Annotated in this window: 21 protein-coding genes and 1 pseudogene; 10 read left to right on the top strand and 12 right to left on the bottom strand. The window is 46.2% G+C overall.

Features of this window, described 5'->3' with window-relative positions; all coding sequences use genetic code 11:
• The first annotated feature begins 16 nt into the window (after window positions 1-16).
• Window positions 17-1,225, top strand: coding sequence for a GDP-L-fucose synthase family protein (locus tag ONT08_RS14380; protein WP_264960283.1), 1,209 nt, complete (start codon window positions 17-19; stop codon window positions 1,223-1,225).
• A gap of 15 nt (window positions 1,226-1,240) precedes the next feature.
• Window positions 1,241-2,443, top strand: a complete 1,203-nt coding sequence (locus ONT08_RS14375) for a uracil-xanthine permease family protein (protein ID WP_117691623.1) — start codon at window positions 1,241-1,243, stop codon at window positions 2,441-2,443.
• Between the two features lie 461 nt (window positions 2,444-2,904).
• Here ONT08_RS14375 and ONT08_RS14370 read toward each other — a convergent pair whose 3' ends face one another.
• From ONT08_RS14370 to ONT08_RS14360, 3 genes are read right to left on the bottom strand one after another with little or no spacing between them, the layout of a single operon-like run.
• Complete coding sequence (locus ONT08_RS14370) at window positions 2,905-4,299, bottom strand: hypothetical protein (RefSeq protein WP_264960282.1); 1,395 nt, start codon at window positions 4,297-4,299, stop codon at window positions 2,905-2,907.
• Window positions 4,300-4,341: 42 nt separating this feature from the next.
• Entirely contained in the window at window positions 4,342-7,143 is a 2,802-nt protein-coding gene (locus ONT08_RS14365; protein ID WP_264960281.1) for a TonB-dependent receptor, read from the bottom strand.
• 41 nt (window positions 7,144-7,184) lie between these two features.
• Window positions 7,185-8,255, bottom strand: a complete 1,071-nt coding sequence (locus ONT08_RS14360) for a metallophosphoesterase (RefSeq protein WP_264960280.1) — start codon at window positions 8,253-8,255, stop codon at window positions 7,185-7,187.
• A 372-nt stretch (window positions 8,256-8,627) separates the two neighbouring features.
• On the opposite strand from ONT08_RS14360, the gene ONT08_RS14355 reads away from it, so the two are divergent.
• Window positions 8,628-9,167 carry a hypothetical protein gene (locus ONT08_RS14355; protein WP_264960279.1) on the top strand — a complete coding sequence of 180 codons (540 nt, stop codon included), beginning with the start codon at window positions 8,628-8,630 and terminating at the stop codon, window positions 9,165-9,167.
• A gap of 151 nt (window positions 9,168-9,318) precedes the next feature.
• Here ONT08_RS14355 and ONT08_RS14350 read toward each other — a convergent pair whose 3' ends face one another.
• From ONT08_RS14350 to ONT08_RS14340, 3 genes are all read right to left on the bottom strand, one after another.
• Complete coding sequence (locus tag ONT08_RS14350) at window positions 9,319-11,109, bottom strand: 1-deoxy-D-xylulose-5-phosphate synthase (protein WP_264960278.1); 1,791 nt, start codon at window positions 11,107-11,109, stop codon at window positions 9,319-9,321.
• A gap of 48 nt (window positions 11,110-11,157) precedes the next feature.
• Complete coding sequence (locus tag ONT08_RS14345; RefSeq protein WP_118201933.1) at window positions 11,158-12,135, bottom strand: IS982 family transposase; 978 nt, start codon at window positions 12,133-12,135, stop codon at window positions 11,158-11,160.
• Window positions 12,136-12,346: 211 nt separating this feature from the next.
• Window positions 12,347-12,715, bottom strand: a complete 369-nt coding sequence (locus ONT08_RS14340) for a winged helix-turn-helix transcriptional regulator (protein WP_119235697.1) — start codon at window positions 12,713-12,715, stop codon at window positions 12,347-12,349.
• A 262-nt stretch (window positions 12,716-12,977) separates the two neighbouring features.
• On the opposite strand from ONT08_RS14340, the gene ONT08_RS14335 reads away from it, so the two are divergent.
• The gene (locus ONT08_RS14335) at window positions 12,978-13,427 is read left to right on the top strand and encodes a cupin domain-containing protein (protein WP_119235698.1); all 450 of its coding nucleotides are present in this window, start codon (window positions 12,978-12,980) and stop codon (window positions 13,425-13,427) included.
• Between the two features lie 3 nt (window positions 13,428-13,430).
• On the opposite strand, the gene ONT08_RS14330 is transcribed toward ONT08_RS14335, so the two are convergent.
• A complete protein-coding gene (locus ONT08_RS14330; protein WP_264960311.1) occupies window positions 13,431-13,799 on the bottom strand; it encodes an MmcQ/YjbR family DNA-binding protein in 369 nt (122 codons plus the stop codon).
• 229 nt (window positions 13,800-14,028) lie between these two features.
• Between ONT08_RS14330 and ONT08_RS14325 the strand changes: the two genes are divergently transcribed.
• The 5 genes from ONT08_RS14325 (at window position 14,029) to ONT08_RS14305 (ending at window position 19,027) form a co-directional block, all read left to right on the top strand.
• The gene (locus ONT08_RS14325) at window positions 14,029-14,289 is read left to right on the top strand and encodes a DUF4492 domain-containing protein (protein WP_006847201.1); all 261 of its coding nucleotides are present in this window, start codon (window positions 14,029-14,031) and stop codon (window positions 14,287-14,289) included.
• Window positions 14,290-14,369: 80 nt separating this feature from the next.
• On the top strand, window positions 14,370-15,905 hold the full coding sequence (locus ONT08_RS14320; protein ID WP_264960310.1) for a cytochrome ubiquinol oxidase subunit I: 1,536 nt from the start codon (window positions 14,370-14,372) through the stop codon (window positions 15,903-15,905).
• A gap of 39 nt (window positions 15,906-15,944) precedes the next feature.
• Window positions 15,945-17,081 carry a cytochrome d ubiquinol oxidase subunit II gene (cydB, locus tag ONT08_RS14315; RefSeq protein ID WP_264960277.1) on the top strand — a complete coding sequence of 379 codons (1,137 nt, stop codon included), beginning with the start codon at window positions 15,945-15,947 and terminating at the stop codon, window positions 17,079-17,081.
• A 110-nt stretch (window positions 17,082-17,191) separates the two neighbouring features.
• Window positions 17,192-18,361: an aminodeoxychorismate synthase component I gene (locus ONT08_RS14310; RefSeq protein WP_264960276.1), complete on the top strand. Its 1,170-nt coding sequence runs from the start codon at window positions 17,192-17,194 to the stop codon at window positions 18,359-18,361.
• A 45-nt stretch (window positions 18,362-18,406) separates the two neighbouring features.
• Window positions 18,407-19,027 carry an aminotransferase class IV family protein gene (locus ONT08_RS14305; protein WP_264960275.1) on the top strand — a complete coding sequence of 207 codons (621 nt, stop codon included), beginning with the start codon at window positions 18,407-18,409 and terminating at the stop codon, window positions 19,025-19,027.
• A gap of 180 nt (window positions 19,028-19,207) precedes the next feature.
• On the opposite strand, the pseudogene ONT08_RS14300 reads toward ONT08_RS14305, so the two are convergent.
• A pseudogene (locus ONT08_RS14300) lies at window positions 19,208-19,357 on the bottom strand (MBL fold metallo-hydrolase); the annotation flags it as partial.
• 259 nt (window positions 19,358-19,616) lie between these two features.
• Here ONT08_RS14300 and ONT08_RS14295 point away from each other — a divergent pair.
• Window positions 19,617-21,392: an ATP-binding protein gene (locus tag ONT08_RS14295; protein WP_264960274.1), complete on the top strand. Its 1,776-nt coding sequence runs from the start codon at window positions 19,617-19,619 to the stop codon at window positions 21,390-21,392.
• Window positions 21,393-21,527: 135 nt separating this feature from the next.
• Here ONT08_RS14295 and ONT08_RS14290 read toward each other — a convergent pair whose 3' ends face one another.
• The 4 genes from ONT08_RS14290 to ONT08_RS14275 form a co-directional block, all read right to left on the bottom strand.
• Entirely contained in the window at window positions 21,528-22,250 is a 723-nt protein-coding gene (locus ONT08_RS14290) for an Rpn family recombination-promoting nuclease/putative transposase (RefSeq protein ID WP_264960309.1), read from the bottom strand.
• Between the two features lie 120 nt (window positions 22,251-22,370).
• Window positions 22,371-23,132 (bottom strand): NgoBV family restriction endonuclease, encoded by a 762-nt coding sequence (locus ONT08_RS14285; protein WP_264960273.1) that lies wholly within the window; start codon window positions 23,130-23,132, stop codon window positions 22,371-22,373.
• Window positions 23,133-23,138: 6 nt separating this feature from the next.
• Complete coding sequence (gene dcm, locus ONT08_RS14280) at window positions 23,139-24,920, bottom strand: DNA (cytosine-5-)-methyltransferase (protein WP_264960272.1); 1,782 nt, start codon at window positions 24,918-24,920, stop codon at window positions 23,139-23,141.
• Window positions 24,913-25,140, bottom strand: a complete 228-nt coding sequence (locus ONT08_RS14275) for a helix-turn-helix transcriptional regulator (RefSeq protein WP_264960271.1) — start codon at window positions 25,138-25,140, stop codon at window positions 24,913-24,915. The genes dcm and ONT08_RS14275 overlap by 8 nt, the downstream gene beginning before the upstream one ends.
• Window positions 25,141-25,267 lie beyond the last annotated feature (127 nt).

Raw genomic sequence — 25,267 nt, 5'->3', positions numbered from 1 at the left:
TTATAGTAAATAAACAATGTTATCAAAAGATTCTAAAATTTATATAGCAGGACACCACGGACTCGTGGGTTCTGCTATCTGGAATAACCTCAAGAAGAGAGGTTATAACAACCTGGTAGGTCGTTCTCACAAAGAACTCGACTTGACCGACCAGTATGCAGTAGAGAAGTTCTTTGATGAGGAAAAGCCTGATGCAGTAGTATTGGCTGCTGCCTTCGTAGGCGGTATCATGGCGAATTCATTGTATCGTGCAGACTTCATCATGCAGAACATGAAGATGCAATGCAACGTAATCAGCAACGCTTATTCTCATGGCGTGAAGAAGCTCCTCTTCCTGGGCTCTACCTGCATCTATCCTAAGAATGCACCGCAGCCTATGAGCGAAGATGTGCTCCTTACTTCTCCGCTGGAATATACCAACGAGGAATATGCCATCGCCAAGATTGCCGGACTGAAGATGTGCGAGAGCTACAACCTTCAGTATGGTACCAACTATATCGCTGTGATGCCAACCAACCTCTATGGCCCTAACGATAACTTCCATCTGGAGAACAGCCACGTAATGCCTGCGATGATGCGCAAGATTTATCTTGCCAAACTCATCCACGATGGCGACTGGCACAGCATCGAGGTGGATATGAACAAGCGCCCTATCAACCTTACTGATAAGCTCCGCGAAATCATCGGCGAGGGTAACGTAGACGGCAGCAACTCTCACGAGCGCATTCTGAAGGCGCTGGAGTTCTATGGCATCTACGACAACAAGGTAGTGCTTTGGGGAACAGGCAAACCATTGCGTGAATTCCTCTGGAGCGAGGATATGGCAGATGCCAGCGTTCACGTGCTACTGAATGTAGATTTCAAGGACATCATCGGTATCGAGAAGTACAGTTCTGTATTCTATGGTGCCAAGGTAGATGGTGCTGTGGATAGAAACAACTCTGAGGGCCGTGGTGGCGCTATCCCTTCTCTCGGTGAGATTCGCAACTGCCACATCAACGTGGGTACCGGCAAGGAGCTCACCATCCGTGAACTTTCTGAGCTTGTAGTAAAGGCAGTAGGTTTCGAAGGCGAGGTAGAGTTTGACGCCAGCAAGCCAGATGGAACCATGCGCAAGCTCATCTCTGTTGATAAGCTCCACAGCCTCGGATGGACGCATAAGGTAGAGATTGAGGATGGTGTGAAGAAACTCTTCGACTGGTATCAGGAGAGTCTGAAAGACTAATAAAGAATATCGACTATGGATACAGAACAACTTTCTATGACCAAGAAAACCCTTGTGGGAGTACAGTTCCTGTTTGTGGCTTTCGGTGCAACGGTTCTGGTGCCTCTTCTGATAGGCATCGATCCGGCAACGGCTCTCTTCACCGCTGGTGTAGGAACCTTTCTTTTTCACTTCATCACCAAGGGTAAGGTGCCTATTTTTCTGGGCAGTTCCTTCGCCTTTATTGCCCCTATCATCGCTGCAACCAAGCAATGGGGACTGCCGGGAACAATCGCCGGACTAACCAGCGTTTCTCTGGTGTATTTCGTCATGAGCGCCCTAGTGAAATGGCAGGGCAAGAAACTGCTGGACAGGATTTTTCCTCCGGTAGTCATCGGTCCCGCCATCATTCTCATCGGTCTCTCCCTTTCGGGCAGCGCTGTGGATATGGCAAAGACCAACTGGATTCTCGCCTTTGCATCGCTCATCACCGCTATCCTGGTGCTTACCTTCTGCAAGGGCTTGATGAAGCTGGTTCCTATCATTTCGGGGGTTATAGTGGGCTATGTCATCGCCATCTGCATGGGCGAGGTAGATTTCTCGGGCGTGGCAGCGGCATCATGGTTCTCCTGTCCTGTATCCTTCGATACCATCACCCATTTCTCCTGGGCTCCATTCCTCTATATGTTGCCCGTGGCGATAGCTCCGGTGCTGGAGCATATCGGCGATGTATATGTGGTGAGTGCCGTAGCCAAGAAGGATTTCGTGGCAGATCCGGGATTGCATCGCACGATGTTGGGCGATGGACTGGCATGTCTCTGTTCAGCCTTTCTGGGCGGACCTCCTGAGACCACTTATTCAGAGGTAACAGGTGCGATGTCTATCACCAAGGTAACGAGTCCTGCCGTGATTCGCATATCCGCAGCCACCGCCATCTGTTTCTCTATCGTGGGCAAGTTGAGTGCTTTGTTGCAGAGCATTCCTCAGGCGGTTTTAGGTGGTATCATGCTGCTGCTTTTCGGAACCATCGCAAGTGTGGGCGTTCAGAATCTGATGCAGAACAAGGTAGACATGAATGAAACCCGCAATGTCATCATCATCTCTGTGATGCTGACGATGGGCTTGGGTGGCGCCGTTCTCTCATCCGGTTCCTTTGCCATTTCCGGCATCGGTCTTTCCGCCGTCATCGGCGTAGTTCTCAACCTCGTTCTTCCTAAGACGAAGAAGAAAGAGGCATAAATAAGGAAAAAGCTTTGAAAACGAGATTGTTTTCAAAGCTTTTTCTTTTTTTATTAGAACAAAAAGAGGGGTAAAACAAGGATTTTAACCTACTAAAACAGTTCTTTCAACTAAGAAAAAAAGCATTTATACCTAGATAAAATCTCCGTTCATAGACGTTGAATGTCCGTTCAAAGACATTGAACCGCCGTTCAAAGACGCTGAACCGCCATTCAACGTCTATGAACGGAGATTTCAATAGGGTTAAAGAACATTTTATCCTATAATCAACCAAGACTTTTCCTGAGATTAACACATTATTAATACAGAAAGAAGGAAGAAAGGAGATAAGAGAGATGAAGAAAAGACGTTGTTTCTATCTTGAACTAAACCGATTATACTAGAAAAGCGTGCAAGCTACATCTCTGTCGCCTGCACGCATCCTCTTTTTATTTAATCGCGCTATGATATATAATAGCTTTTTACAATCTCGCTCCGAATCTTGCGCTTGGCAATGGGGCGGCAAAGTAATAGTTCTGGTCGTTATTCTTATCCAGGAAATTCACCTGCTTCATACCGAAGAATGGCAGACCCTCTGGGAAGAGCGGAGTAAAATCGGTTACACCACCAGAGAGAGCAGGACTGTTATCCTGATAATCGAAATTCCAAGTCTTATCGAATGCCAATGGAGCACCATTCTCCACTTTATCAATCTCGCAGTTGATATTCATCTTGTCGCTCTGAGTGAAACTCTTGAAGAGAGGGTTGAACTGACCAGCCACGCTGCTCTTGATATCAGTATCAAACCAGATGCCCAAAGCTGCATCCTTCGCCATCTGCTCTACTCCTGTCTCTGTAGATGCAAAGTAGTAGTTTGGAGTAAAACGGCTGTGCTCCATATCAGCACCATCCTTCTTTGGCTGCTTCAGGCCGAAACGTGAATCATAGATGAGGTTGTTCACAAAGATTGGCTTCGCAGCCTTCTCTACCCATACAGAACCACCCTTCTTGTTCTTGGCACGGCGCCATCCGCAATTAACTACAGTATTGTTGTAAGCAGTCATCTCGGTAAGCGGAATCACCTCACTATTGCCGGCATTAGAGAGTTTGAAGGCGTTGGTGCAGGCGTTGTAGATGATGTTGTTGGCTACATCGAGCTTGCAACCCGCCTTTACGTTGATAGCCTCGCCGCCATCGGCTGCATTTCCGCTATCAGCAAATATATTGTTGATAATCACGCCGTTACCACCAGTAAAGTAAGTCTGGTCGTTGTAGTTATCGTGGAAGAAACTGTTTGCCATCACGAACTTACCATTCACATTACAGAAGTGGAAGGCTGGCACACCACCATCAATGGTAGTCTTGAAAAGCTTGTTCTGGAAAGAAGCAGAACTCTCGGTAGGAGTAGCTCCGGCATAGGCCACATCCACGTGGTTGAGTACCACTTCTTCTGAATTGTAGCCACAGATGATGCCGCCCCAATCGGCTGGTTTCTTGGTATCAGAAGTGATGGTAACTGGCTTCTCGGCGGTTCCCAGACAATAGAGATTGCCCAATACCACGATTTCTACCGGTACCTGAACCTCTGATTTGCAGGTAACAGTTACGCCCGGCTCGATGTAGAGCGATGTTCCTACAGGAATCTCCACGCTCTCGCTGAGGGTAGTATCCTTGCTCCAAACCAGAGAGCCTTTAGGATATTCTGCCACCTTAGTTGTAATGACATCTTTAGAACCCTGGTTCTGGTTGCCATCACTTCCATTAGCGCCATTATTCACGTAATCGTATGGATTTATATTATCGTTCTCGCAAGATGTGGAGAACATTGCAGCTGCTGCCATCATAAGCATGCAAGCTAAAGTATTTATCTTTTTCATTTTTTACCTTTTTTTCTTTTTACCTTTTTTTCTTTTTACCTTTTATAACTTGTATCTTACTCCCAGCAGGAAGGTTCTGCCATACTGATAAGTTCCCACGATGGTCTTATCGCTCTTCTGGCCCTCATACTCCAGGTTGCTCTTGTTCACGGTCTTCAAGTATCTCTCGCGCTTGGCATCGAGCAGATTGTTTGCCTTGAAGAAGACAGAGATGCCGTTCTTGAATTGCTTCTCGGCACTCAGGTCGAGACCGAACATAGCCTTATCCCACTGGTCGGCATCCTTGAAGGGAGAAACCAGGGCGAGCTTGGTACCCGTGAAGGAAGAGGCCAACTGCGCATTCCAGCCATTCTCCGTATCCTTATATAATAAGGAGATGTTGGCGGTATGAGGAGCCTGGTTAACCAGCGGACGGGTCTGGGTTACACCCGTCTTATACTCGGCACTACCCTCCTTGTACTCACGCTTCGAAGTGGTGATTTCAGAATGGGTGTAAGTATAATTCGCCTTTACTCCGAAGTGGCGGATGTACTTGATCACATCGATTTCGAAGCCCATGTTCTTGGCATTACCCAGGTTATCAGGCATGTAATAGGCATCGGTTCCGGCTCCAATCTTGCCATCCGATGTTACGAACACCTGTTCTATAGGGTCTTTCAGATACTTATAGAATACGCCGGCAAGAATCTGTTCGGTCTTGCTTGGGAACCACTCCCAGCGCAGGTCGATGTTGTCGATGCGGGCACGCTTCAGGTTTGGATTACCCTTTTCCTGATACTCCTCGCCCATAATCTGATAAGGCACAATCTCATAGAAGCCCGGACGGTTGATGGAGCGATAGTAAGAGAGACGCACGTTCATCTTCCTGGTTGGCGTCCACTTGATGGATGCCGATGGCAGATAATCCCAGTAGCTCTGCTCGCCCACCTGTCCCATGTTGCGGAAGTGCTGGAGCATGGTGTAAATCTGGTTGGTATGCTCGGCACGGAAACCGGCATTCAGTTCACCCACCTCGCTCTTCAGGGTTACCATGGCGTAGGCGCCTCCGATGTGCTCCTTGGAATCGTAGTTGAGCTGCGAAGCCTGAGAATAAGGAGTTTTGCAAACCCAATCTATATTGGCATACTGCTCTAATCCGTTTCCATCCATCGTCTGCGAGATGTCGGCAGGATTGAAGATGTAAGAATAATATCTATTGCTGCGTTCTTTTCTGCGATACTGCGCACCCGCCTTCCAGAGAGCCTCCACATCGTTGGCGAAATGGGTATCGTAAGAAAGGTTGATGTAGCCTGCCCAATCGGTATCCTTGTTGTGCTGGAACCGGCGCTCGGCACCCTTAGGCAGGGTCTTAATGATATTCTTATTGGCATCCCAGATGGAACCCGAAACGGCATCGCCGCCATTCTCGGCTTTTCTGCTCACGGTATTCGTCAGGGTTACGTAGGTTCTGTCCGGATCTTCCTCCTTTGCCTGCGAAAATACGCCCGACCAATCTACGGTAAAATCCTTGGTAAGATGATGCGTACCCTTCAGGTTAGTGGCGAAGATGCTCTGGGTGGTTGAGAGAGAGCGCACCTCATCGTCCTGGGTATAGCTGTCGGCTCCGATGTATTCGGTATTGACGCTATTGTTGTATCTGGTGCCCTTGGAATTGGTGCGCACATACATGTTGTACCATTCCAGCTTGTGGCCAGGCAGGGTTAAATCTATCTTGGCATGAGCACCCGTGGTAAGATCATGGATGCTGTAGTAGCGATGTTGCAGATTGAAAATGTACATTGCCTGCTCGCCCGAAGCCATCTTTACGGAATTGTAGGTGCGCTCGGTGCCACGGAAAGTATTCTGCACGCTTCCGGCAAGCATCACGCCCAGGCGGTCGTTCCAGAAGCGGTTGCCGATGCTCAAACCTCCGATGAAGTTAGGAGATGGCATGGAATGACTCTTCAGCTGAACAGGGCCTTTCTTGAAATCACTCATCTGCGCCTTGTAGTCTTTTCCGAAAGCCTCGTAAGGAGCCTTCTTTGTATAATCAGAGCGGTTGCTGGTAAGATAATCTCTGCCATCCTTCCAGAAATAATCACTTGCTCCGATGGCTGCATTCGCCAGAATCTGGAAGTGGGATGGCGCATCCTTCATCACCATATCCACCACGCCACCGGCTGCATCGCCTTCCATATCAGCCGTCAAAGACTTGGATACCACGAGGCGATCCATCAGATCAGAAGGGAAGATATTCAACGGAATGTAACGGTTTTTATCATCCGGACTTGGAATCTTCACGCCGTTTACCAGGGTGTAGTTGTAGCGCTTGTCCATGCCTCGGAGGATGGCGTAGGAAGCCTCGCCCGATGCATCACGCTCCATGGTTACACCCGATACTCGCTGCAGAACGCTTGCCACGTTGACATCAGGCGAAAGCTGGATGCTCTGCTGGCTCATCACGTTGAGCACGTTGCCGGCATTCTTCACGGTTTCTATGGCGCTTCGGTCGCTGCGGTATTCACGATGACCGGTAACCACCACTTCGCCCAACTGTTTCAGGTCTTCATCCATCGGAATATCCACCTTGTCTTTCTTAGCCACATCTACTACCATCTCCCTGGTCTTGTACGACATGTAGGAAACGATGATGGTAAACTTGCCTTTATCAGGCAATTCATTCAGGGTGAAAGTACCATCAAGTCCAGTGGTGGTACTCACGTTGGGCAGCTCCTTTACTCGGATTACGGTTCCGATGAGGGGTTCACCCGTTTTGTTATCCTTGACTATACCATCCAGCGTATGTGCCTGGATGGAGGTAGTCGCAGCGGCTAGAAGCGCCGCACTCAGTAAAATTCTTTTCATCTATATCGCTATTGAATTCTTCACTCTTCGTTCTTCACTCTTCACTTACTTTTTGTAATCGTGTGGATGATTTTTCCATCCTTGTCAATCATCGACATTCTCAGCTGCTTCTTATCTGCTGTAAATACAGAGAAGCCATCGGCAGGACTGCAGAACACGGTGCCATCGATAGGCTTCACAGGACGAGCCAGAGATGAAGAGGAATTAACTACGTAGTCGATGTTGTCGCCCTTCTTCTGGATGTGCTGGAAGTTGTGGATATGGCCGCAGGCATAAATCGCCACATTATTATATTTATGGAGGATAGGAAGAAGGCGCTTCTGCATGTCGAGTCGCTCACTCTCCTTCTTCTCGGTGTAGGCGTAGATAGGATGATGACCTACCACAATGACCCAGTCTTCCTTGGCATTCTTCAGGGTTTCGTCGAGCCAGGAGAGCTGAGCCTCTGCATCCTGCTTGCAGGCATCAGGATATTTTTCTGACGCCTTGCGATAAGAATCGATAAGAGGTGTGGTGTCGAGGAAGATGACACGGATGGTAGTTCCCTTGTGGTCGAACACCTTGGTGTAATATTTGGCTGGCATCATCCAGCGTCGGCTCACCTTACCATAGTCCATAAAAGCCTGAGTATTACCACGATACTCATGGTTTCCACAAACCGGGAACCAGTCGAGCATCAGGTCTGGATGAGAATAAACATATTCGTAATTGGTAAGCCACAGAGGGTCCTTGGGGGAAGCCACGCCATTGAAATGGTGGATGTCGCCCACGGCAAGTACGCATTCCGGATCTACCGTACCCGCCATCTCGCCCATCAGTTCGGCGATAGACTTCTGGTCATAGTAGCCGTTGCGGCCCATATCATTGGTCATGTAGAGGGTGATTTCACCCTTCAGTTTCTGCCATTCGGCAGCATTCGCCTTCCAGTTAGGATTCTGCGGAATAGCGGTTGCTGCACTCTGAGAGCAGGTTGTTAATGCTGCGTTTTGCGCCTGTGCAGTCAAACCTCCGCCCAACAATAAAGCCGAAGCCAAAACTACAGTAGCTACTCTACCTTTCATCATAGCAAAGCCATTCATGCTGCTATGCTTACCCGATACTTTCTTTTCCATTTTTCTTTATCTAACTATAATACCTTTCTATAATACCTTTATTAAAGATTTCCCCTTTCGGGTAATTCCTGTTAAATTTCGGGTGCAAAGGTAGGGGTATTATGTGTCAATGAGGTTACAAGGATTTTAATTAGCAGATAAAAGATACTACAATTTTATTACGGGAGTTTCCCCCGATGCTTTTAGGGAAAATCATACGCTGGTTTATGGTTTTCCCCTTGTTGTTTTCAGCTATTCTCCCTATCTTTGCACTACGTTAGAAGAAAGGCTGCACTCGACAATTTGAAAGCAAGCTTTCATTGTGCTCGTTTGCACTTTCTTTGCACCAGAAATAAATAAATGCAGTAATAACCCTTTAAAGAGAAGATAGTTATGAAAAGAATGATTATGACATTGGTAGCAGTATGGATGATGATTACATCTATGAATGCTCAGAGACTGACAAATATTCAGGCAGAAGCCCGTTTTATCACAGATAAGATGGTGGTGGAACTGGGATTGAGCAGCGCCCAGCGCAACAGCATCCTGAACATCAATCTCAATTATCTCAATGGCATCCGAAGCTATCGCGACATCGATGCCTACGGCTGGCATTACCGCAACAAGCAGCTCAAGCGCATGATGACCGCCAGACAATGGAAGAGATTCAAGGACTCTTACTATTTCTATCGCCCTATCGGCTGGCAGAATCATGTGTATGTTCACCATATTTACACCAAGTATCCAAAGCATAACTGGGGACACGACAAGCGCCGCCCTCGCCCTGAGTGCAGCTACGGAAGACCAGGATGGCCAGGCGGAACCCATGTAACTTATGGACCAGGAAAGCCGTGCAAGCATCACAAGTATCACAAACACGACAAGAAGTGGAAGCACGATAGAGATTGGGATGATGATGATGATGATGATTGAGATAATGACAGGGATGATGACTAAGATTAAGACTGAGATTAAGACAAACATTCGATGATAAAACAGAAGAAATCCAAGCTAGAGATCATTCTCCGGCTTGGATTTCTCGTTAAATAAAAACTAACTATGCCGTCTAACTAATCATTAATTACTAATCATTAATTACTAACAAGATGTCTTCCACAATCTGCTCATCGAGCAGGCGATTATCCGAAAGCAACTGCTTCACATCGTATCTGTCGTAGAGACCCTTTCTGATGCCGCCCACCATCACCTTCATTTCTGAAGTGCCATAGTAAGAGGCGATGCGCTCTCCGAATCCGCCATCCTTAAAACCATCTTCCAAGGTTACTACCAGCTGATGGTCTGCCTTCAGGCTATCCAGCACTTCGGCATCCACCTCGTTCAGGTAGCGAGGGTTGATGAGCGTAGCATCGATGCCCTTATCAGCCAACAGGCGGACCACATTCTCGCCCTTCTGATAGAACGAACCGGCGGCGATGACTGCCACCTTCTCGCCCTGGTGCATCACCTTGGACTTTGCCTCGTAGCCATACTCAGCATCAACGGCTTCTGACGTATGAACCACGCCATTGCTTGGCACGCGGATGGCGATAGGTTTCTTATCCTGCAGAATGCTCCAGCGGAGCATGGCGAAATACTCCTCGCAGGTGGTTGGAGCCAGATAGATGAGCCCCGGAATGCTGCAGAGCATCGGAATATCGAAAAGGCAGATGTGGGTGATGTCGTTCATCGAGTTCACTCCGCCTCCTACCACGTTGATTACGGCTGGGTTGGAATTGATGCAGAGGTCTTGCGCTATCTGGTCGTAGGTGCGCTGGATGAAGGTGCTGTAAACGGTCCAGACAGGATGCAATCCGCCCTTTGCCATTCCCGAAATCATGGCCACCGCCTGCTCCTCGGCGATTCCCATATCGATGTGCTGATTGCCAGCCAGTTGGCGCTTATCGGCAGTAAAGCCGCCAGCGGTAGGAGTACCGGCGGTTACGGCGATGAGGGTCTTATCCTGCTTCATCTGGCTGAGCATCCAGTCAGAGAATAATGTGCCGTAATCCTCTGTTGGAGCAACTTCCGGGAGGGTTCCATCGGCATTCTTTCTTGGTCGGCTGCCATCTTCCAGGTTGAAAGGCAATCCCCAATGCCAAGCCTCCTTGTTGGCTACGGCTGGCGCAAATCCATGACCTTTTTCTGTGTGGATGTGAACCACGGTAGGCTTATCCGTATCCTTCACGCTCTCGAAAACCTGGATGAGTTTTTCGATGTCGTTACCCTCTTCCAGATACTTGTATTCAAAGCCCCACGCCTTGAACCAGTTGTGCTCGCAGGTGCCGTTGCTCTGGCGCAAGGCACGCAGGTTCTTATAGATTCCGCCATGATTTTCGGCGATAGACATTTCGTTGTCGTTCACCACGATGATGATGCCCGTGCCGAGTTCCGAAGCCTCATCCAGTCCCTCGAAAGCCTCGCCGCCCGAAAGGGAGCCGTCACCGATAATGGCGATGATATTCTCATCGGTACCCTTGACGTCGCGCGCCTTCTGCAAACCGGTGGCAAGACTCACGGAAGTGGAAGTATGCCCCACCTCAAAGTTATCATATTCCGGACATTCGGCTGGAGAAGAATAGCCCGAAATGGCATTCATGTCATCCACATCGCCGAGGAATCCCGCAGCTCGTCCGGTGAGCACCTTATGCGGATAGCATTGGTGGCTTACGTCAAACACGAGCTTATCCTTTGGCGCATCAAACACGTAGTGAAGCGCCACGGTAGCCTCCACGAATCCGAGGTTTGGTCCCACATGACCGCCATGCTTGCTCACACGGTTCAGTACAGCCTGTCTGGTTTCATCAGCCACCACCTGCAGCTCCTTCAAATCCAGCATCTTCAAGTCGGCTGGCGACTTTATTTTTTCAATATACATATTTTTTATACTTATAGTTATAATTCTATTATGAACCTGTTGGCGGAATTAGTTTAGCGCATATTTAACCCTGCCAATCGGTCTATTGTTTACATAATTTATATATTGCAAGACTGTGAATGCGCTAATTTTCCCGATGATTCGGGTAAACAGTCCTGGTGTTTGCTTTGCGTAATTTCTGAAGAGCATGAAGTGATCACAAAGTTGAGAGAAATTGGTCTCGATTCTCTTTCTCGCCTTTGCATAAGGCTTGAATGTTGGTCTCCAATTCTTCATATTCAGACGATATGGAACTTCCAACTTAATGCCTACAGAAGAAAACAGGTCTTGCTGTAGTTCTGCACTGAGGTAAGCACGATCACCTAGGATGCAACAGTCATGAAATTGAAACTTAACATCTTTAAGAAAATGAATGTCATGAACATTAGCTGGACTCAAATCATACGAGTGGATAACTCCACTTAACCCACAGACTGCGTGGAGTTTAAATCCATAATAGTATATCTTCTGAGTGGCACAATAGCCAAATGCTGGAGAGTTTGTCACGTCTGTTCCTTTCATCTTGCAACGCAATCCTCTGGACAAACGGCATACCTCTATCGGTTTGGAATCAATGCAGAAATATTCTTCTGCGCCATCCATCTTTGATGCAATGCGCTTACGAATCGTCTCGCATAATTCCGCTGTGAATTTTCGGCGGTCATTAAATTGACGTCGAGAAATCAGGTTTGGCATTTCAGTCTTATACTCCTTCAGTCTGTCGAACAAGTTGTTTTCACTGTCGATACTTAGATGCTCAGCAGTTAAGCTCAAAGCAACAACTTCGAGGTCTGAAAAACGTGGGACGACTCCTGGGCGAGGAATATTTCCTAGCTCATTAACTAAATTTATGGAGAAATTCTTGCATATCTCAAGAATTTTTACGAAATTTGCATACAAGTTGTGCATAGCGTGAAAGATTATAACTTTATGTTTTGACACCACAAAGTTACTAAAAATCAGCGAGATGCACAACTTTTTCTCCATAAAAGATACTAATTTTTAGGCGAATTTTAATTCCGCCAATGAGTTATTATGATTATATGAGGATTATAATCATGATTATATGAGGATCATGATTTCCGGGTGCAAAGATACGAAGACTCCCGAAAACACGCATTACCCCAACTACAGAAAAAATGAATGATTTTCCGGAAATCTTATCTTGGAATATTTTTCGGAAAACTCATCTTGGAAATCAGCCTACAGCCTTCTCCCTATCCTTCAGAATCACAGCCATGTTATCCAGCGCCCATTCTATCAGATGATCCATAATAGGCACAAGGGTTTCAGCACGGGGTGTGAGAGAATACTCCACTCTTGGCGGCACTTCGGCATAAGCCTTGCGGGTAACGTAGCCATCAGCCTCCAACGATTTTAACGTGCTGGTAAGCATTTTCTGCGAAATATCCGGAATCAGCTTACGCAGGGCATTAAACCGGAGGGGGCCATCCTGATGATATTTCAGGGTGTAGATTACCAGTAGCGACCACTTGTCGCAAACACGCGCCAGGACGTTACGGATGGGACAGTCCTGCACAACCATTTCTTTTATCATTCTTCCCATAATCTATTTTCTTTTTATTATTCTACTTTAATAATCTGCAATAGGCTACAAAAGTAACTAATATCCGAAAAGACAGCAAACATACCAAGTTAATCTAAGTTAACGCTTCATTTTTCTTTCTCCCATTCCCACGCAATAGTTACCTCCTGGTAACCATCTTACCCCCAAGTGCCCTCTTGCAGGAACCAGTTTTTCGCAGTATCTTTGCAGCGCAATTCAGAAATAAAAAGAGAAATATAAACATTTAAAAATAACAGAAAAGATGAAAGAAACAAAGCTTATTGCAAAGGCTGAGAACTTCACAGCCACAGATTTTGGTAAGATGAGTGAAATCAAGGATTACACCTTAGAGTTGGGTCCTGAGATTAAGATTCCCGGAAAGGTATTTGGCGGTCAGAGCGTAAACGCAACCGGCAGCGAATTCTCATTCCAGGTTATGGTTCCAGGTCAGGAGACTGGTTTCCTCCACACCCACAAGAACCACGAGGAACTGTATTTCTTCCTCAGCGGCAAGGGCGAGTTCCAGGTGGATGGCAAGGTATTCCCTGTTCAGGAGGGAAGCGTAGTGAGAGTAGCACCAGACGGCAAGCGCTCTGTTCGCAACAACGGTACAGAACCACTCGTGATGCTCTGCGTGCAGTATAAGGCCGAAACCTTTACAGCCGAAGATGCAACCGACGGCGTGATTCTGAATGATAAGGTGGAGTGGTAGGAACTACTCCACCACCACCATGATTTCAGGATGCTCAAGCTTTTCCTGTTTCTTGAGCTTCTTCACCACTTCGGAATAGCTGTGGCGAATCAGGGCCTGGATGAAATCATCTTCCAGCGTGCCATAAAGGTTTACCTGATTCCAGTATTTCTTATTCCAATGCCATGCGCCTTCTATTTCGGGATGCACTTCCCGGAGTTCGAGGGCGTAATCGGCATTACATTTCATCGTAACCCACTCGGGGCGCTCCAGGTCAACACAGGCAAAGATTTTGCCCAAGATGCGAAACACCAAGGTCCGCTCATCAAAAGGAAAAGCCTCGGTTACGAGGGGAAGCGAGAGGCAATACGCTCTAACAGATTCTATATTCATCATTTCTTCTGATTATTTCTGATTAAAATGTTTCTATGTTTTAGGGGACAAAGATAATAAATTCTGATGAAACGGCAAGCCTTATTCCATAAAAAAAAAGAAAAACTTTAAAATAACTCCCTTATGGGATACCTGAAAGCAATCTTTTTGTAACTTTTTCAAGAAAATATTTGGTAGTTACATAATTTTATTGTAGATTTGCTGCAGATTTTTTTAAGAAGGAGTACTTATGCAGAAGAAAAAGGATAAAAACCTGATGAAAACGGATGTAAAACCGATGAAACAAGGACTGCTGTCCCGGATTTTCCATCTCTATTACGATGGTTTCAGGACGATGACCCTGGGCAAGACGCTCTGGACAATCATCCTCATCAAGCTTGCCATCATCTTCCTAGTGCTCAAGCTCTTTTTCTTTCCTGATTTTATCAATACGAATGCCAAGAACGGAGACAAGGCTGGCTTCGTTTCCAAGGAAATTCTAAACAGATAAAGCTATGGATTTCAATCCTATATTATCGAGAGAAATACAAAAACATTATATAATAACAATTTTAAAACCATTCAACTATGATGACAAATCTATTGTTAGACATTACATCAGCCACCATCGACTGGTCGAGGGCGCAATTCGCACTCACGGCCATCTACCATTGGCTGTTCGTGCCGCTCACCCTGGGACTGGCAGTAATCATGGGCATCGCCGAAACATGCTACTACCGCACCAACAAGCCGTTCTGGAAGCACGTAACCCGTTTCTGGCAAAAACTCTTTGGCGTCAACTTCGCCATGGGCGTTGCCACAGGCATCATCCTGGAATTTGAATTCGGCACCAACTGGAGCAACTACTCCTGGTTCGTGGGCGACGTATTCGGCGCTCCCCTAGCCATCGAAGGCATCCTGGCATTCTTCATGGAGAGCACCTTCGTAGCCGTAATGTTCTTCGGCTGGGATAAGGTGAGCCGGGGCTTCCACCTTGCCTCCACCTGGCTCACGGGACTTGGCGCCACCATTTCTGCCTGGTGGATTCTCGTAGCCAACGCCTGGATGCAATATCCTGTAGGGCAGGAATTTAATCCCGACACCATGCGCTTCGAGATGACTTCGTTTATGGATGTGGCACTCTCGCCATTCGCCATCAACAAGTTCACCCATACCGTTACTTCCTCCTGGATCATCGGTGCCACCTTCGTAGTAGCCGTAAGCTGCTGGTATCTCCTGAAGAAGAGAGAAACCCAACTGGCGAAGGCGAGCATCAAGATGGGTGCCGGAGTAGGACTCATCGCCACCCTGCTGGCTGCGATGACCGGCGACAGCTCTGCCTATCAGGTGGCACAGGTGCAGCCGATGAAACTGGCTGCGATGGAAGCATTATATAATGGTGGCAAGGGCGAGGGTCTTACGGCTATAGCAGCCGTTCACCCCTTCCAGCAGCCCGATTATGAAAACGAGCAGGAGCCAGCCATGCGCATCGCCATCCCTAACATGCTCTCGTTCTTAGCCACCCGCACAGCCGATGGCTACGTGCCAGGCGTGAACGATATTATCAAGGGTTACACTAAAGAGGATGGTACACGTGAACCATCCGTGCAGGAAAAGATAGCTCGGGGCAAGAAAGCGATAGTTGCCCTGAAAACCTATCGCGAAACCAAGGCGCAAGACCAGCTCCCTATCCTCAGGGAGAACATGAAATACTTCGGATATGGTTACATCAAGGACGCCAAGGAACTGGTGCCGAGCATCCCAATCTGCTTCTACGCCTTCCGCCTGATGGTGGGAGTAGGCTGCCTGCTCATCCTCTTCTTCGCCCTCAGCCTATTCCTGGTTTATAAGAAGGAAATCGCCCAATACCGATGGTTCCTCATTTCCGCCATCATCATGATTCCGCTGGCTTACATCGCCTCAGAATCGGGCTGGATAGTAGCAGAAATCGGTCGCCAGCCTTGGACCATCCAAGACCTGCTGCCAGTAAGCGCCGCCATCTCCGACATCGGGGCAGGCAGCGTGGCCACCACCTTCTTCATCTTCCTGGCACTCTTCACCACCATGCTTGCCGTAGAAATCAGCATCCTGGTGAAGCAGATCAAGAAAGGACCGGAATATGAATAAAAACTTAAGATTATGAATTAACTTTATGACATTAGCATTATGGCATACGAATTTTTGCAATCATACTGGTGGTTCCTCGTATCATTATTAGGAGCCCTGCTGGTGTTTCTCATGTTTGTACAGGGAGCCAACACCTTGATATTCTGTTTGGGAAAAACGGAAGAGGAGCGTCGCCTCATCATCAACTCTACGGGACGAAAATGGGAGTTCACCTTCACCACGCTCGTCACCTTCGGCGGAGCCTTCTTCGCCTCATTCCCATTGTTCTACAGCACCAGTTTCGGCGGAGCCTACTGGCTGTGGATGACCATTCTGTTCTCGTTTGTGATTCAAGCCGTGAGCTATGAATTCCAGAACAAGATAGGTAATTTTCTTGGACCGAAAACCTTTCAGATCTGCCTCATCATCAACGGCATCGTGGGTCCGCTGCTTCTTGGCGGAGCCGTAGCCACCTTCTTCAACGGCAGCAATTTCCTGATAGACAAAGGCAATATTACCAACAGTCTGCAACCCGTCATCAGCCGCTGGGCAAACGCCAGTCATGGTCTTGATGCCCTGCTCGACCCATGGAACGTGGTGCTGGGACTTGCCGTACTGATGCTAGCCCGTATTCTGGGCATGCTCTACATCAAGAACAACATCGAGCACCAGCAGATTCAGGAGCGCTGCACCCGCCAGTTGCCATGGAATGCCCTCCTCTTTCTATTGTTCTTCCTGCCATTCCTCATCAGATTACTGGTAAAGGACGGATTCAGCACTTCTTCTTCCGGCATTACGATTGAGAGCATGAAGTATCTTCACAATCTTCTGGAGATGCCAATCTTGCTTGTAATATTATTAATAGGTGTAGTACTCGTTCTTTTTGGCATTTTCAAGTCATCGAGGAGCGTGCAGTATAGAAAGGGAATCTGGTTTACGGGCATCGGAACCGTGCTCACCGTGCTGGTTCTGCTGCTGATAGCCGGCTGGAACAATACCGCCTACTATCCATCCAACATCGACCTTCAGAGTTCGCTCACTCTCGCCAACAGCTGTAGCAGCGAGTTCACGCTCCGCACCATGGCGATAGTCTCCCTCCTCATCCCGTTCGTGCTCGCCTACATCGTCTTTGCCTGGCGCGCCATCGACCGCAAGCGCATCACGCAGGAGGAAATAGAGCAGGGAGAAGCGTATTAAAATAAAGAACACAAACGCATATCAACCGAATCCCGAAGCATTTTCCATGTTTCGGGATTTTTTATCACCAATCTTTTGCTCATCCAAAGAAAAGCAGTATCTTTGCAGGCATGAAACAGGAAATCATAGATAAAATCAATCAGCTGGCAAGCCAGGATGAGCCTTTTCTCTTTGTTATTAACTATCAGGGAGACAAGGCCTTCATCCGCTTGCTATCCGGTATAAATCCCGAAGAATGCCTCTTCGATTTCGAAGGAAGAGGGAACCTTTCTCATGCCTGGAAAGAGACTTGGAAGGAAGGGACTTCGGAGAAAGAGATTTGGAAGGAAGAGATTTCGGAGACCACCTGGCAGATAGAACCCCCACTTTACGAGGATTACGAGCGAAGCTTCAACATCGTGAAGAGCAACATTATGGCGGGCAACAGCTATCTTACGAATCTCACCTGCCGGGTTCCCGTGAGCTGCAATCTCTCTTTAGAGGATATTTTTCATCGCGCAAAAGGGAAGTATAAACTGCTGCTCAGAAGAAAGAGAACTCAAGCAGAAGATAAAGCTCATCTGAAAGAAGAGAACATAGAAGAGAATCTCACCCCCTTCGTCTGCTTTTCTCCCGAAACCTTCGTCAGAATCAAGGGCGGAAGAATCTACTCCTATCCCATGAAGGGAACCCTGGATGCATCACTCCCCAATGCAGAAAAACTGCTGATGGAAGACAGGAAAGAGGCAGCAGAACACGCCACCATCGTAGATCTGATAAGAAACGACCTGAGCCGGGTGGCAGAAGATGTAAGGGTAGATAAATACCGTTACGTCGACGTGCTGCACACCAACAAGGGCGACATCCTGCAAACCAGTTCAGAAATCAGCGGTCGCCTGCCCGAAGATTACCCGCACCATCTGGGCGAAATCCTCGATGCCCAGCTCCCAGCCGGTTCCATCACGGGTGCCCCGAAAGATAAAACCATGCAGATTATCCAAGAGGCAGAAGGCTACGACCGCGGCTTCTACACGGGCATCATGGGAATCTACGACCATGGCGAACTCAATTCCGCCGTCATGATTCGATTCATAGAAGAAGAAACTTCGCCAGTTGATTTTGAAACAGATGGAGAAAAGAATTTCAAGGCAAGCGAAGGTAAGGGAGATGAGGCAAGCGAAGGAAAGAGAGATGAGGCAAGCAGAAAACTGTATTTCAAAGCAGGCGGCGGCATCACCTCAAAGAGCGATTGCCGGAAGGAATACGAGGAAGTGATTCAGAAAATCTATCTTCCGTTTTAAACTCGCCTTTCATTCCCCCAAAAAAATACACGATTTTTTTAAAATATGAAACAGCAATTTGTAGAAACAATAAAAATCAAGAACGGCAAGGCCCTGGCCCTGCCCTATCATCAGGCAAGAATGGAGAGAACCATCCGCAGGTTCTTTCCATCTTTTCCATCCCTCGCATCTGAAGAAATAAAACTCTCATCCCTCATTTCCCCAAATGAGGAAATGCACCTTTACAAGGCACGAGTGGTTTATGGTGCCCAGGGCGTGGAAGCCATCGAATACGCCCCCTACAAGATGAAGGAGATTCATTCCCTCAAGGTGGTAGAGGATAATAATATCGACTACACCTATAAGAGCACAGACCGAAGTGCGCTCAACGCCCTGGTAGCCCAGAAGGACGATTGCGATGAAATCATCATTGTAAAGAACGGGCTCATTACCGATACCTCCTTCACCAATCTCGCCCTTTTTGATGGCAACAGATGGCTCACCCCCAAGCATCCCCTGCTCCTGGGAACCAAGCGTGCCCAGCTCCTGGAAGCCGGCATCATCCAGGAAGCCGACCTCACACTAGAAGACCTCAGAAAGGCGGAAAAAGTGAGTCTCTTCAACGCCATGATAGATTTCGGGGAGCGGGAAGTAACCGAAATTTTCCTACCGGATTCTATTGAATAACCCCATTAATTCATTAATTCAAAAGTCCCACAGATTCCACAGATTTACACAGATTCATTCTTGCCATAATCGGGAGAAGGATTCCCCCAAATATCCAAACAAAAAATCTGTGTTAATCTGTGAAATCTGTGGGACAAAGAAATCTGTGGGACAAAGAAATCTGTGGGACAAAGAAAAGCCCTATAGCTCAATCACTTCCAAATCATCCGGAACGAAGATTCTACCCTTGAAGTTCTCGGCAGCTTCACGGGTATAATTTTCCTTACGGGTAGCAAGAGTCTTCTCCTCCGTATGATAAAGAATAAGATTCTTCACCCCCAATTCCTCCGCCCGCATCCACCAGCATCATGGAGCTGGGAGTCTGGAGCAGAAAACAGGTGTTATAAATCTGGGAAACAGTAGCATTTCCCGTACCCAGCATCGTAATTTGATTCGTTATCTTATCCATAATCTTATCCATTGTCTATTTGATTCACGCCCACAAAACTACTCATTTTTTGATAAACCACCAAGAAAAAGCCCCGAAAACTTTGCTTATTCCAAATAATAATCTTAACTTTGCGGCATCAAACAAAAAATGGTTTCGATTATGGCAAAAATAGAAAGAATAGAAAGACAAAAGCGAATCTATCGCAAGCGCATCCCTTACGGAATGCAGAACTTTGAAGATGTAATGGAAAGAGATTGTTACTATGTTGACAAGACCCCATTCATTGAGAAAATAGAAGAATCTAACATGTATTTCTTCTTCATTCGCCCTCGCCGATTTGGCAAGAGCCTTACCCTCTCCATGCTCGAAAACTATTACGACATCAATAAAAAAGACAAGTTCGAGAGCCTCTTCGGCAAACTTTACATCGGAGAGAATCCTACCCCTGAACGCAACAGCTATCTCATCCTGCATCTGAATTTTGCCATGATTTCAGCAGGATTGGATAATTATAAAAAGGGACTTGATGCCCATTGCAACAACAAGTTCAATTCCTTCTGCAGCAGATACGCCCACCTTTTGCCACCGGACACAAAGGAAGAGATGAACCAAAAGGAAGATGCCGTTGCCCAATTGGGATTTCTCTGCGACCAATGTGCAGAAGCAGGCCTGAAGATTTATCTCCTCATCGACGAATACGACCATTTAACCAATCAGATTCTTGCCCACAAGGAACATGAAGGACAACACCAAGAACAGACTCTTGGCGAAGAACACTTGCGACATTTTTTCAATAATATCAAGGGTGCCGCAGCAAGTTCTATAGCAAGAGTTTTCATTACAGGAGTAACCCCTGTAACCATGTACAATTTAGCCAATGTTTTCAACATCGGTACCAACTATTCCCTGGCTCCGGAGTTCAACGAGATGGTGGGATTCACCGAGGAGGAAGTGCGTGAAATGCTGGCTTATTACTCTAGCGTGCTGCCATTTCATCACAGCGTGGATGAGCTGATAGAAGTGATGAAGCCATGGTATGATAATTATTGCTTCTCAGAAGAAGAGTACGGCAAGACAACCATGTACAACTCCGTGATGGTACTCTACTTTGTAGATAATTACATCCGCAACGATTATGATATTCCGAAGAAACTGGTGGAAACCAACATCCGCATCGACTACGACAAGATTCGCATGCTCATCCGCCATGACAAGGAGTTTGCCCACGATGCCAGCATCATACAGGATATTGTAACCAAGGGATACACCACGGGAACCCTGATGGAGAATTTCCCTGCCGAGCGCATCAACGATCCTGACAATTTCCTGAGTCTGCTCTTTTATTTCGGCATGGTAACGATAGGCGGAACCTACCAGGGCAACACCCGTTTTGTGGTTCCCAACGAGGTGGTACGCGACCAGATGTACACCTATCTGCTGGATACCTACAAGGAGAACGACCTCACCTTTGAGCAATACGACAAAACCCAACTGGAGAGCAAGCTTGCCTACGAAGGCGCATTCAAGCCCTACTTTGCCTACATAGCCGATTGTCTGAAACGCTTCTCCTCCCAGCGCGACAAGCAGAAGGGCGAAGCCTACGTTCATGGTTTCACTCTGGCGATGACGAGCCAATGCAAGTTCTACCGTCCTATTTCTGAACTTGACAACGATGGCGGTTATGCCGACATCTTCCTGCTGCCCCTCTGCGACATCTATAAGGACATAGAAGATTCCTACATCGTGGAATTGAAATATTGCAAGCCGGGCACCAGCGATGAGCAGCTGAACCATCTCTTCGAGGAAGCCTCAGCCCAGATAAGGCGCTACGCCAATAGCGACATCGTGCACAAATCCGTGAAAACCACGAAGCTTCATCAGCTCGTTGTGATTTACCGGGGAGCAGAGATGGCGATGTGCGAGGAAGTAGAATAAGAAGGGAAATAACAGAGAAAGGACAAAAGCATCATACCATATATTGACTAGGTAATGCTTTTGCCCTTTTTCTTTAGCTGATAATGTATTAAAAAACGCCGATGGTAGCAATCTTGGCTTCATTATCTTCTGGAACTACTCCAAAAGCTGCTTCAACTGCTCTTCATTCAATCCTGTAGCCTTCACAATCTGAGGCAAAGTCATACCCATTGCCAATAGGTTGCGGGCTATTGTCAAACTTTTAGACAGCTCACCTTCCGCACGACCTTCCACACGGCCTTCAGCTCTACCTTTAGCTATTCCCTTTTCCTCGCCTTCAACATAAGAGCCATAAAGACCCGAGTAGTAATCGTCAACAGCCTTAATACTCTCATCGTATTTTTCCTGCTCCTCACTACTCAAGCAACGAACATCTGCCAATTTCGCAAGATGATCGAGCATCTTCTTCTGTTCCGTAAAAGGCAATCTTTCCAATACTTCCATATATTTCAACACATAAATCCATTTTTCAAAACCAGTCTCGCATTCTTCCTCACTCTTATCAAAGAAGGGAAGAGAAAGATAGATAAAACGAAGCTTGTCAGAAAAAACGGAGTCGCTAGACTTCTCCCTCAAAGCAACGTCTGTCCTAAACTTTATCACCTCATGCTCCTTTGGCATAAAATTCATGATGCAAACCACATAAACCGGCACAAACTTGTATAAAACAGGAGTGCGCTCTCCTGCTTCATCAAACCTCTTGCGCTGGGCGACAAAAGCCTTGCTAGCATAATAGATGGAACGGTTCACAAAGAAGGATACCCATCTGTTCTGCATCTCAACGATGAAATGCTTGCCATCATCGGTTACACAATAGATAAAAGATGAGCAGTCTGACCTTCTTTGGTGTCAAAGATGCCGATAGTAACATCCTTCTTTTTGACAAACATCCAATGCTGCTTTCGTTTAGAGAAAACAGCATTGAATATTCACAAACGATTACTTTTTCTTATTTTTCAAGTAGTACTTACTTTCTATTTCATACCACCGTGGAACACGAAGTTGTTTTCCATAGAATGTCTCATAGTTTCTTAAAGTGCCATCAAGCCAACCTGGGCCATCATCACGGGTATCTTTGTTTTTGTAAACAGTCTCTTCTACAGCCGAAAGGAAATCCTCAACACATTCGAATGTTTTGAAACTCTTTGATACCCCATACCACTTTGCAGGACGAATCTTGTGAACCACTCCTTGTTTGATTTGCAAGTTTAATGGCCAAATCACTTTATTCTTGCCAGAACCAGACGACATAGGACGGCATATTTCCCATACTTTCTTCAGCCAAAGGTTTTTAACCGTCACCACACCATCTTCGCTCATGTCATAGCCGAAAACAAGGTAGTCCACATCAAGCATCCACGGTTTCTCTTTGATTTCTCGCTCATACATACGAAAATCCGCAATGTCAAACCCAGGACTTGCTGCATAGTTGAATGCTTTTACTTCCATAAGGTTGTGCTTCTTGTCTTGTGGGTCAAGAAATACATCAGGTGGCATTTGGGTATTCTCGTTCGGGGCATATTCTACACCATTGTGACGAAGCCAACCCTCGAGCCATTCTTGCATAATATTACCAACAACATCCCTCTGCTTTACAATGATGTCAACATCACTAAATTTAAACGTGATACGACCTTGTTGGGTTAATATTTTATCGTCATTAAGAAGTTTATTGTAAACCTCTGTCGCTGTCATTTTCATAAACATTTATTTTATATTTGTACTGTCTAATAATCGTTCTGCAACTGCCTTGATAACAGGTACAACAACGGTATTGCCTAATAGGTCAAAACCATCTTTCTCACTCACATTGAACTTAATGTTGTCAGGATAGCCGCAAAGTCGTAACCCCTCTCGAAGTGACAATCTTCTCAATCCACCATTATCTCCAACATAGAGCTTCTGCATATCCATAGCGACAAGCGTTGGAGCTATTTCGTTTGGCGACATTATCTTGTTTATTTCAAAGCTCAATTTTCCAGCAACAATATTGTAGCCTTTTGGCTTGGTCGTGTCATATTCTCGGTGTGTGGTTACAACTCCATTCTCATTTGTTTCACGAATGAGTTTCTTTGGATGCTCAAACTTCAAATAGCCTTTTTGCGTCAAATCTTCCAACATTTCTTCGAGATTTTTCGAGTCAAAGAATGTGCGGATTTGTTCCAAAGTCAACGGCATACCATCCATCCAATCAATGCCGATGATTTCAGCCCATTTCTTTTTACGGCGTTCTGTCAAAATTGTATCAAGAAGCCGCTTTTGTCCTGATGAAACTGAGCCTTTGATTTCCAAATCCCAGCTATGAATATTGGTGTTGCCTCCTCTCTTATCCTTTATTGATTTTCCATATAGTTGCTCTATTGTAAAGTGTTTGAGCAATGTTCTTGTGAAAGGAGTGTCTGTTGTTGGCAATCCAGTTTCAAGAATATCCCCTAACTTGCTTTCCTTCATTGGGAAATTATTAAGATTTGGCGTTTCATTGACGCTACCAACAATATATATTCTTTTACGCTCCTGTGGAACTCCAAAGAATTTTGAGTTGAGAACACGGAAATCAAACTTGTAATTCAATGCTGCAAGCCTATCTACAATTACTTGTAGCGTTTTGCCTCCATCATGATTTACGAGTCCTTCCACATTCTCGAGGATAAAACCTTTCGGGCGTTTATCCTTTAATATACGCTCAACTTCAAAGAACATGGTTCCTCGTGTATCGGCAAAGCCTTGTCTCTTGCCAGCAGAGCTAAATGCTTGGCAGGGAAAACCAGCGCAAAGGATGTCAAAGTCTGGGATGTTCTTTGTTTCAACCTTTGTGATGTCACCAGTTATAGTTTCGCCAGGATGGTTCTCTTGCAAGACCTTGACAGCATATGGCTTAATTTCTGAAGTAAAGACACAAACAGGCTTTAACCCCTTTTCCTTAGCTGCCAGTTCAAGTCCACAACGAATACCGCCAATGCCAGCAAACAGATCTATAAAGCGCAATACTTTGTGGTTCTTGCAAACAGCAACTTTGGGCTGGCTGAAAGAGGCATCTACTACATTTGCTATATCTTTTCCTTTGAGTATTTTTGGTGTAAATGGTATTTCTTTATCACCTTTAGGAAAAGCCTCTTTTATTAATTCATTTATATTCAACGGCTCCGCAGCTAATTCTTCCCCCAATGAAAAAACCACATACGCCCCATTTGGATTAGGGTATTTTAATTGCTCCATCTCCGCTTGTTCTTTGATTGACGAATTTACACAAGGGAACAGATGGTAACCCTCCTGGGGATTTTGGGTGTTGTATATCAATATGTAATCGGGCAGAACTTTTGAAAGAGTTCCACCATTTCTTTGAGAAAACAAGTCTTGGTTGAAACGGATATTGTAAAGTTTCTCATATCGTTGAGTTTTTTCTCCCAATATCCAGTCCAACTGCGACTTTTCTCCTCGGTATGCGCCAAAAAGGAATGTTCTATCTTTATTCTCTATATATCTAAACATTTTCTGTGCTACTATTGTTAATGTCGTTGATTAAATCTTTAGGGCTTATTGATAATAATTTGGCAACTTGCAAAAGCTGTTCCAATGATGGTTGTATTTTATTTTGTACCCATCTACTTATTGTTATCTCAGATTTGCCCATTTGTTCTGCCAGCCAACGGTTTGTTTTGTTCTGTTCGGCTAAGACAACTCTTATTCGATTTATTGAATACTCTGCCATGCTATGAATAAACTTTTGGTTGCAAAGATAACAAAAAAAGACGAAACTTTATCATATTTTGATAAACATTAACATACAGATCAGCCGCATCACGCTTCAAACATGTTATCAAGATACTGTTGTATGA

The sequence above is a fragment of the Segatella copri genome (genome assembly GCF_026015465.1).
GTDB lineage: Bacteria > Bacteroidota > Bacteroidia > Bacteroidales > Bacteroidaceae > Prevotella > Prevotella copri_E.
Note: the sequence above shows the minus strand (reverse complement) of the source record. Positions and strands in the feature narration are given on the sequence as shown.

Bases quoted from the DNA above. Each gene is read 5' to 3' on its own strand.
- ONT08_RS14355 (WP_264960279.1), top strand. From the start codon at position 8,628: ATGAAAAGAATGATTATGACATTGGTAGCAGTATGGATGATGATTACA.
- ONT08_RS14325 (WP_006847201.1), top strand. From the start codon at position 14,029: ATGCAGAAGAAAAAGGATAAAAACCTGATGAAAACGGATGTAAAACCG.
- ONT08_RS14285 (WP_264960273.1), bottom strand. From the start codon at position 23,132: ATGAAAATGACAGCGACAGAGGTTTACAATAAACTTCTTAATGACGAT.
- ONT08_RS14275 (WP_264960271.1), bottom strand. From the start codon at position 25,140: ATGGCAGAGTATTCAATAAATCGAATAAGAGTTGTCTTAGCCGAACAG.
- ONT08_RS14330 (WP_264960311.1), bottom strand. From the start codon at position 13,799: ATGAATATAGAATCTGTTAGAGCGTATTGCCTCTCGCTTCCCCTCGTA.
- ONT08_RS14320 (WP_264960310.1), top strand. From the start codon at position 14,370: ATGACAAATCTATTGTTAGACATTACATCAGCCACCATCGACTGGTCG.
- cydB (WP_264960277.1), top strand. From the start codon at position 15,945: ATGGCATACGAATTTTTGCAATCATACTGGTGGTTCCTCGTATCATTA.
- ONT08_RS14310 (WP_264960276.1), top strand. From the start codon at position 17,192: ATGAAACAGGAAATCATAGATAAAATCAATCAGCTGGCAAGCCAGGAT.
- ONT08_RS14375 (WP_117691623.1), top strand. From the start codon at position 1,241: ATGGATACAGAACAACTTTCTATGACCAAGAAAACCCTTGTGGGAGTA.
- ONT08_RS14345 (WP_118201933.1), bottom strand. From the start codon at position 12,135: ATGGAGAAAAAGTTGTGCATCTCGCTGATTTTTAGTAACTTTGTGGTG.
- ONT08_RS14335 (WP_119235698.1), top strand. From the start codon at position 12,978: ATGAAAGAAACAAAGCTTATTGCAAAGGCTGAGAACTTCACAGCCACA.
- ONT08_RS14305 (WP_264960275.1), top strand. From the start codon at position 18,407: ATGAAACAGCAATTTGTAGAAACAATAAAAATCAAGAACGGCAAGGCC.
- ONT08_RS14340 (WP_119235697.1), bottom strand. From the start codon at position 12,715: ATGGGAAGAATGATAAAAGAAATGGTTGTGCAGGACTGTCCCATCCGT.
- ONT08_RS14295 (WP_264960274.1), top strand. From the start codon at position 19,617: ATGGCAAAAATAGAAAGAATAGAAAGACAAAAGCGAATCTATCGCAAG.
- dcm (WP_264960272.1), bottom strand. From the start codon at position 24,920: ATGTTTAGATATATAGAGAATAAAGATAGAACATTCCTTTTTGGCGCA.
- ONT08_RS14360 (WP_264960280.1), bottom strand. From the start codon at position 8,255: ATGGAAAAGAAAGTATCGGGTAAGCATAGCAGCATGAATGGCTTTGCT.
- ONT08_RS14380 (WP_264960283.1), top strand. From the start codon at position 17: ATGTTATCAAAAGATTCTAAAATTTATATAGCAGGACACCACGGACTC.
- ONT08_RS14370 (WP_264960282.1), bottom strand. From the start codon at position 4,299: ATGAAAAAGATAAATACTTTAGCTTGCATGCTTATGATGGCAGCAGCT.
- ONT08_RS14365 (WP_264960281.1), bottom strand. From the start codon at position 7,143: ATGAAAAGAATTTTACTGAGTGCGGCGCTTCTAGCCGCTGCGACTACC.
- ONT08_RS14350 (WP_264960278.1), bottom strand. From the start codon at position 11,109: ATGTATATTGAAAAAATAAAGTCGCCAGCCGACTTGAAGATGCTGGAT.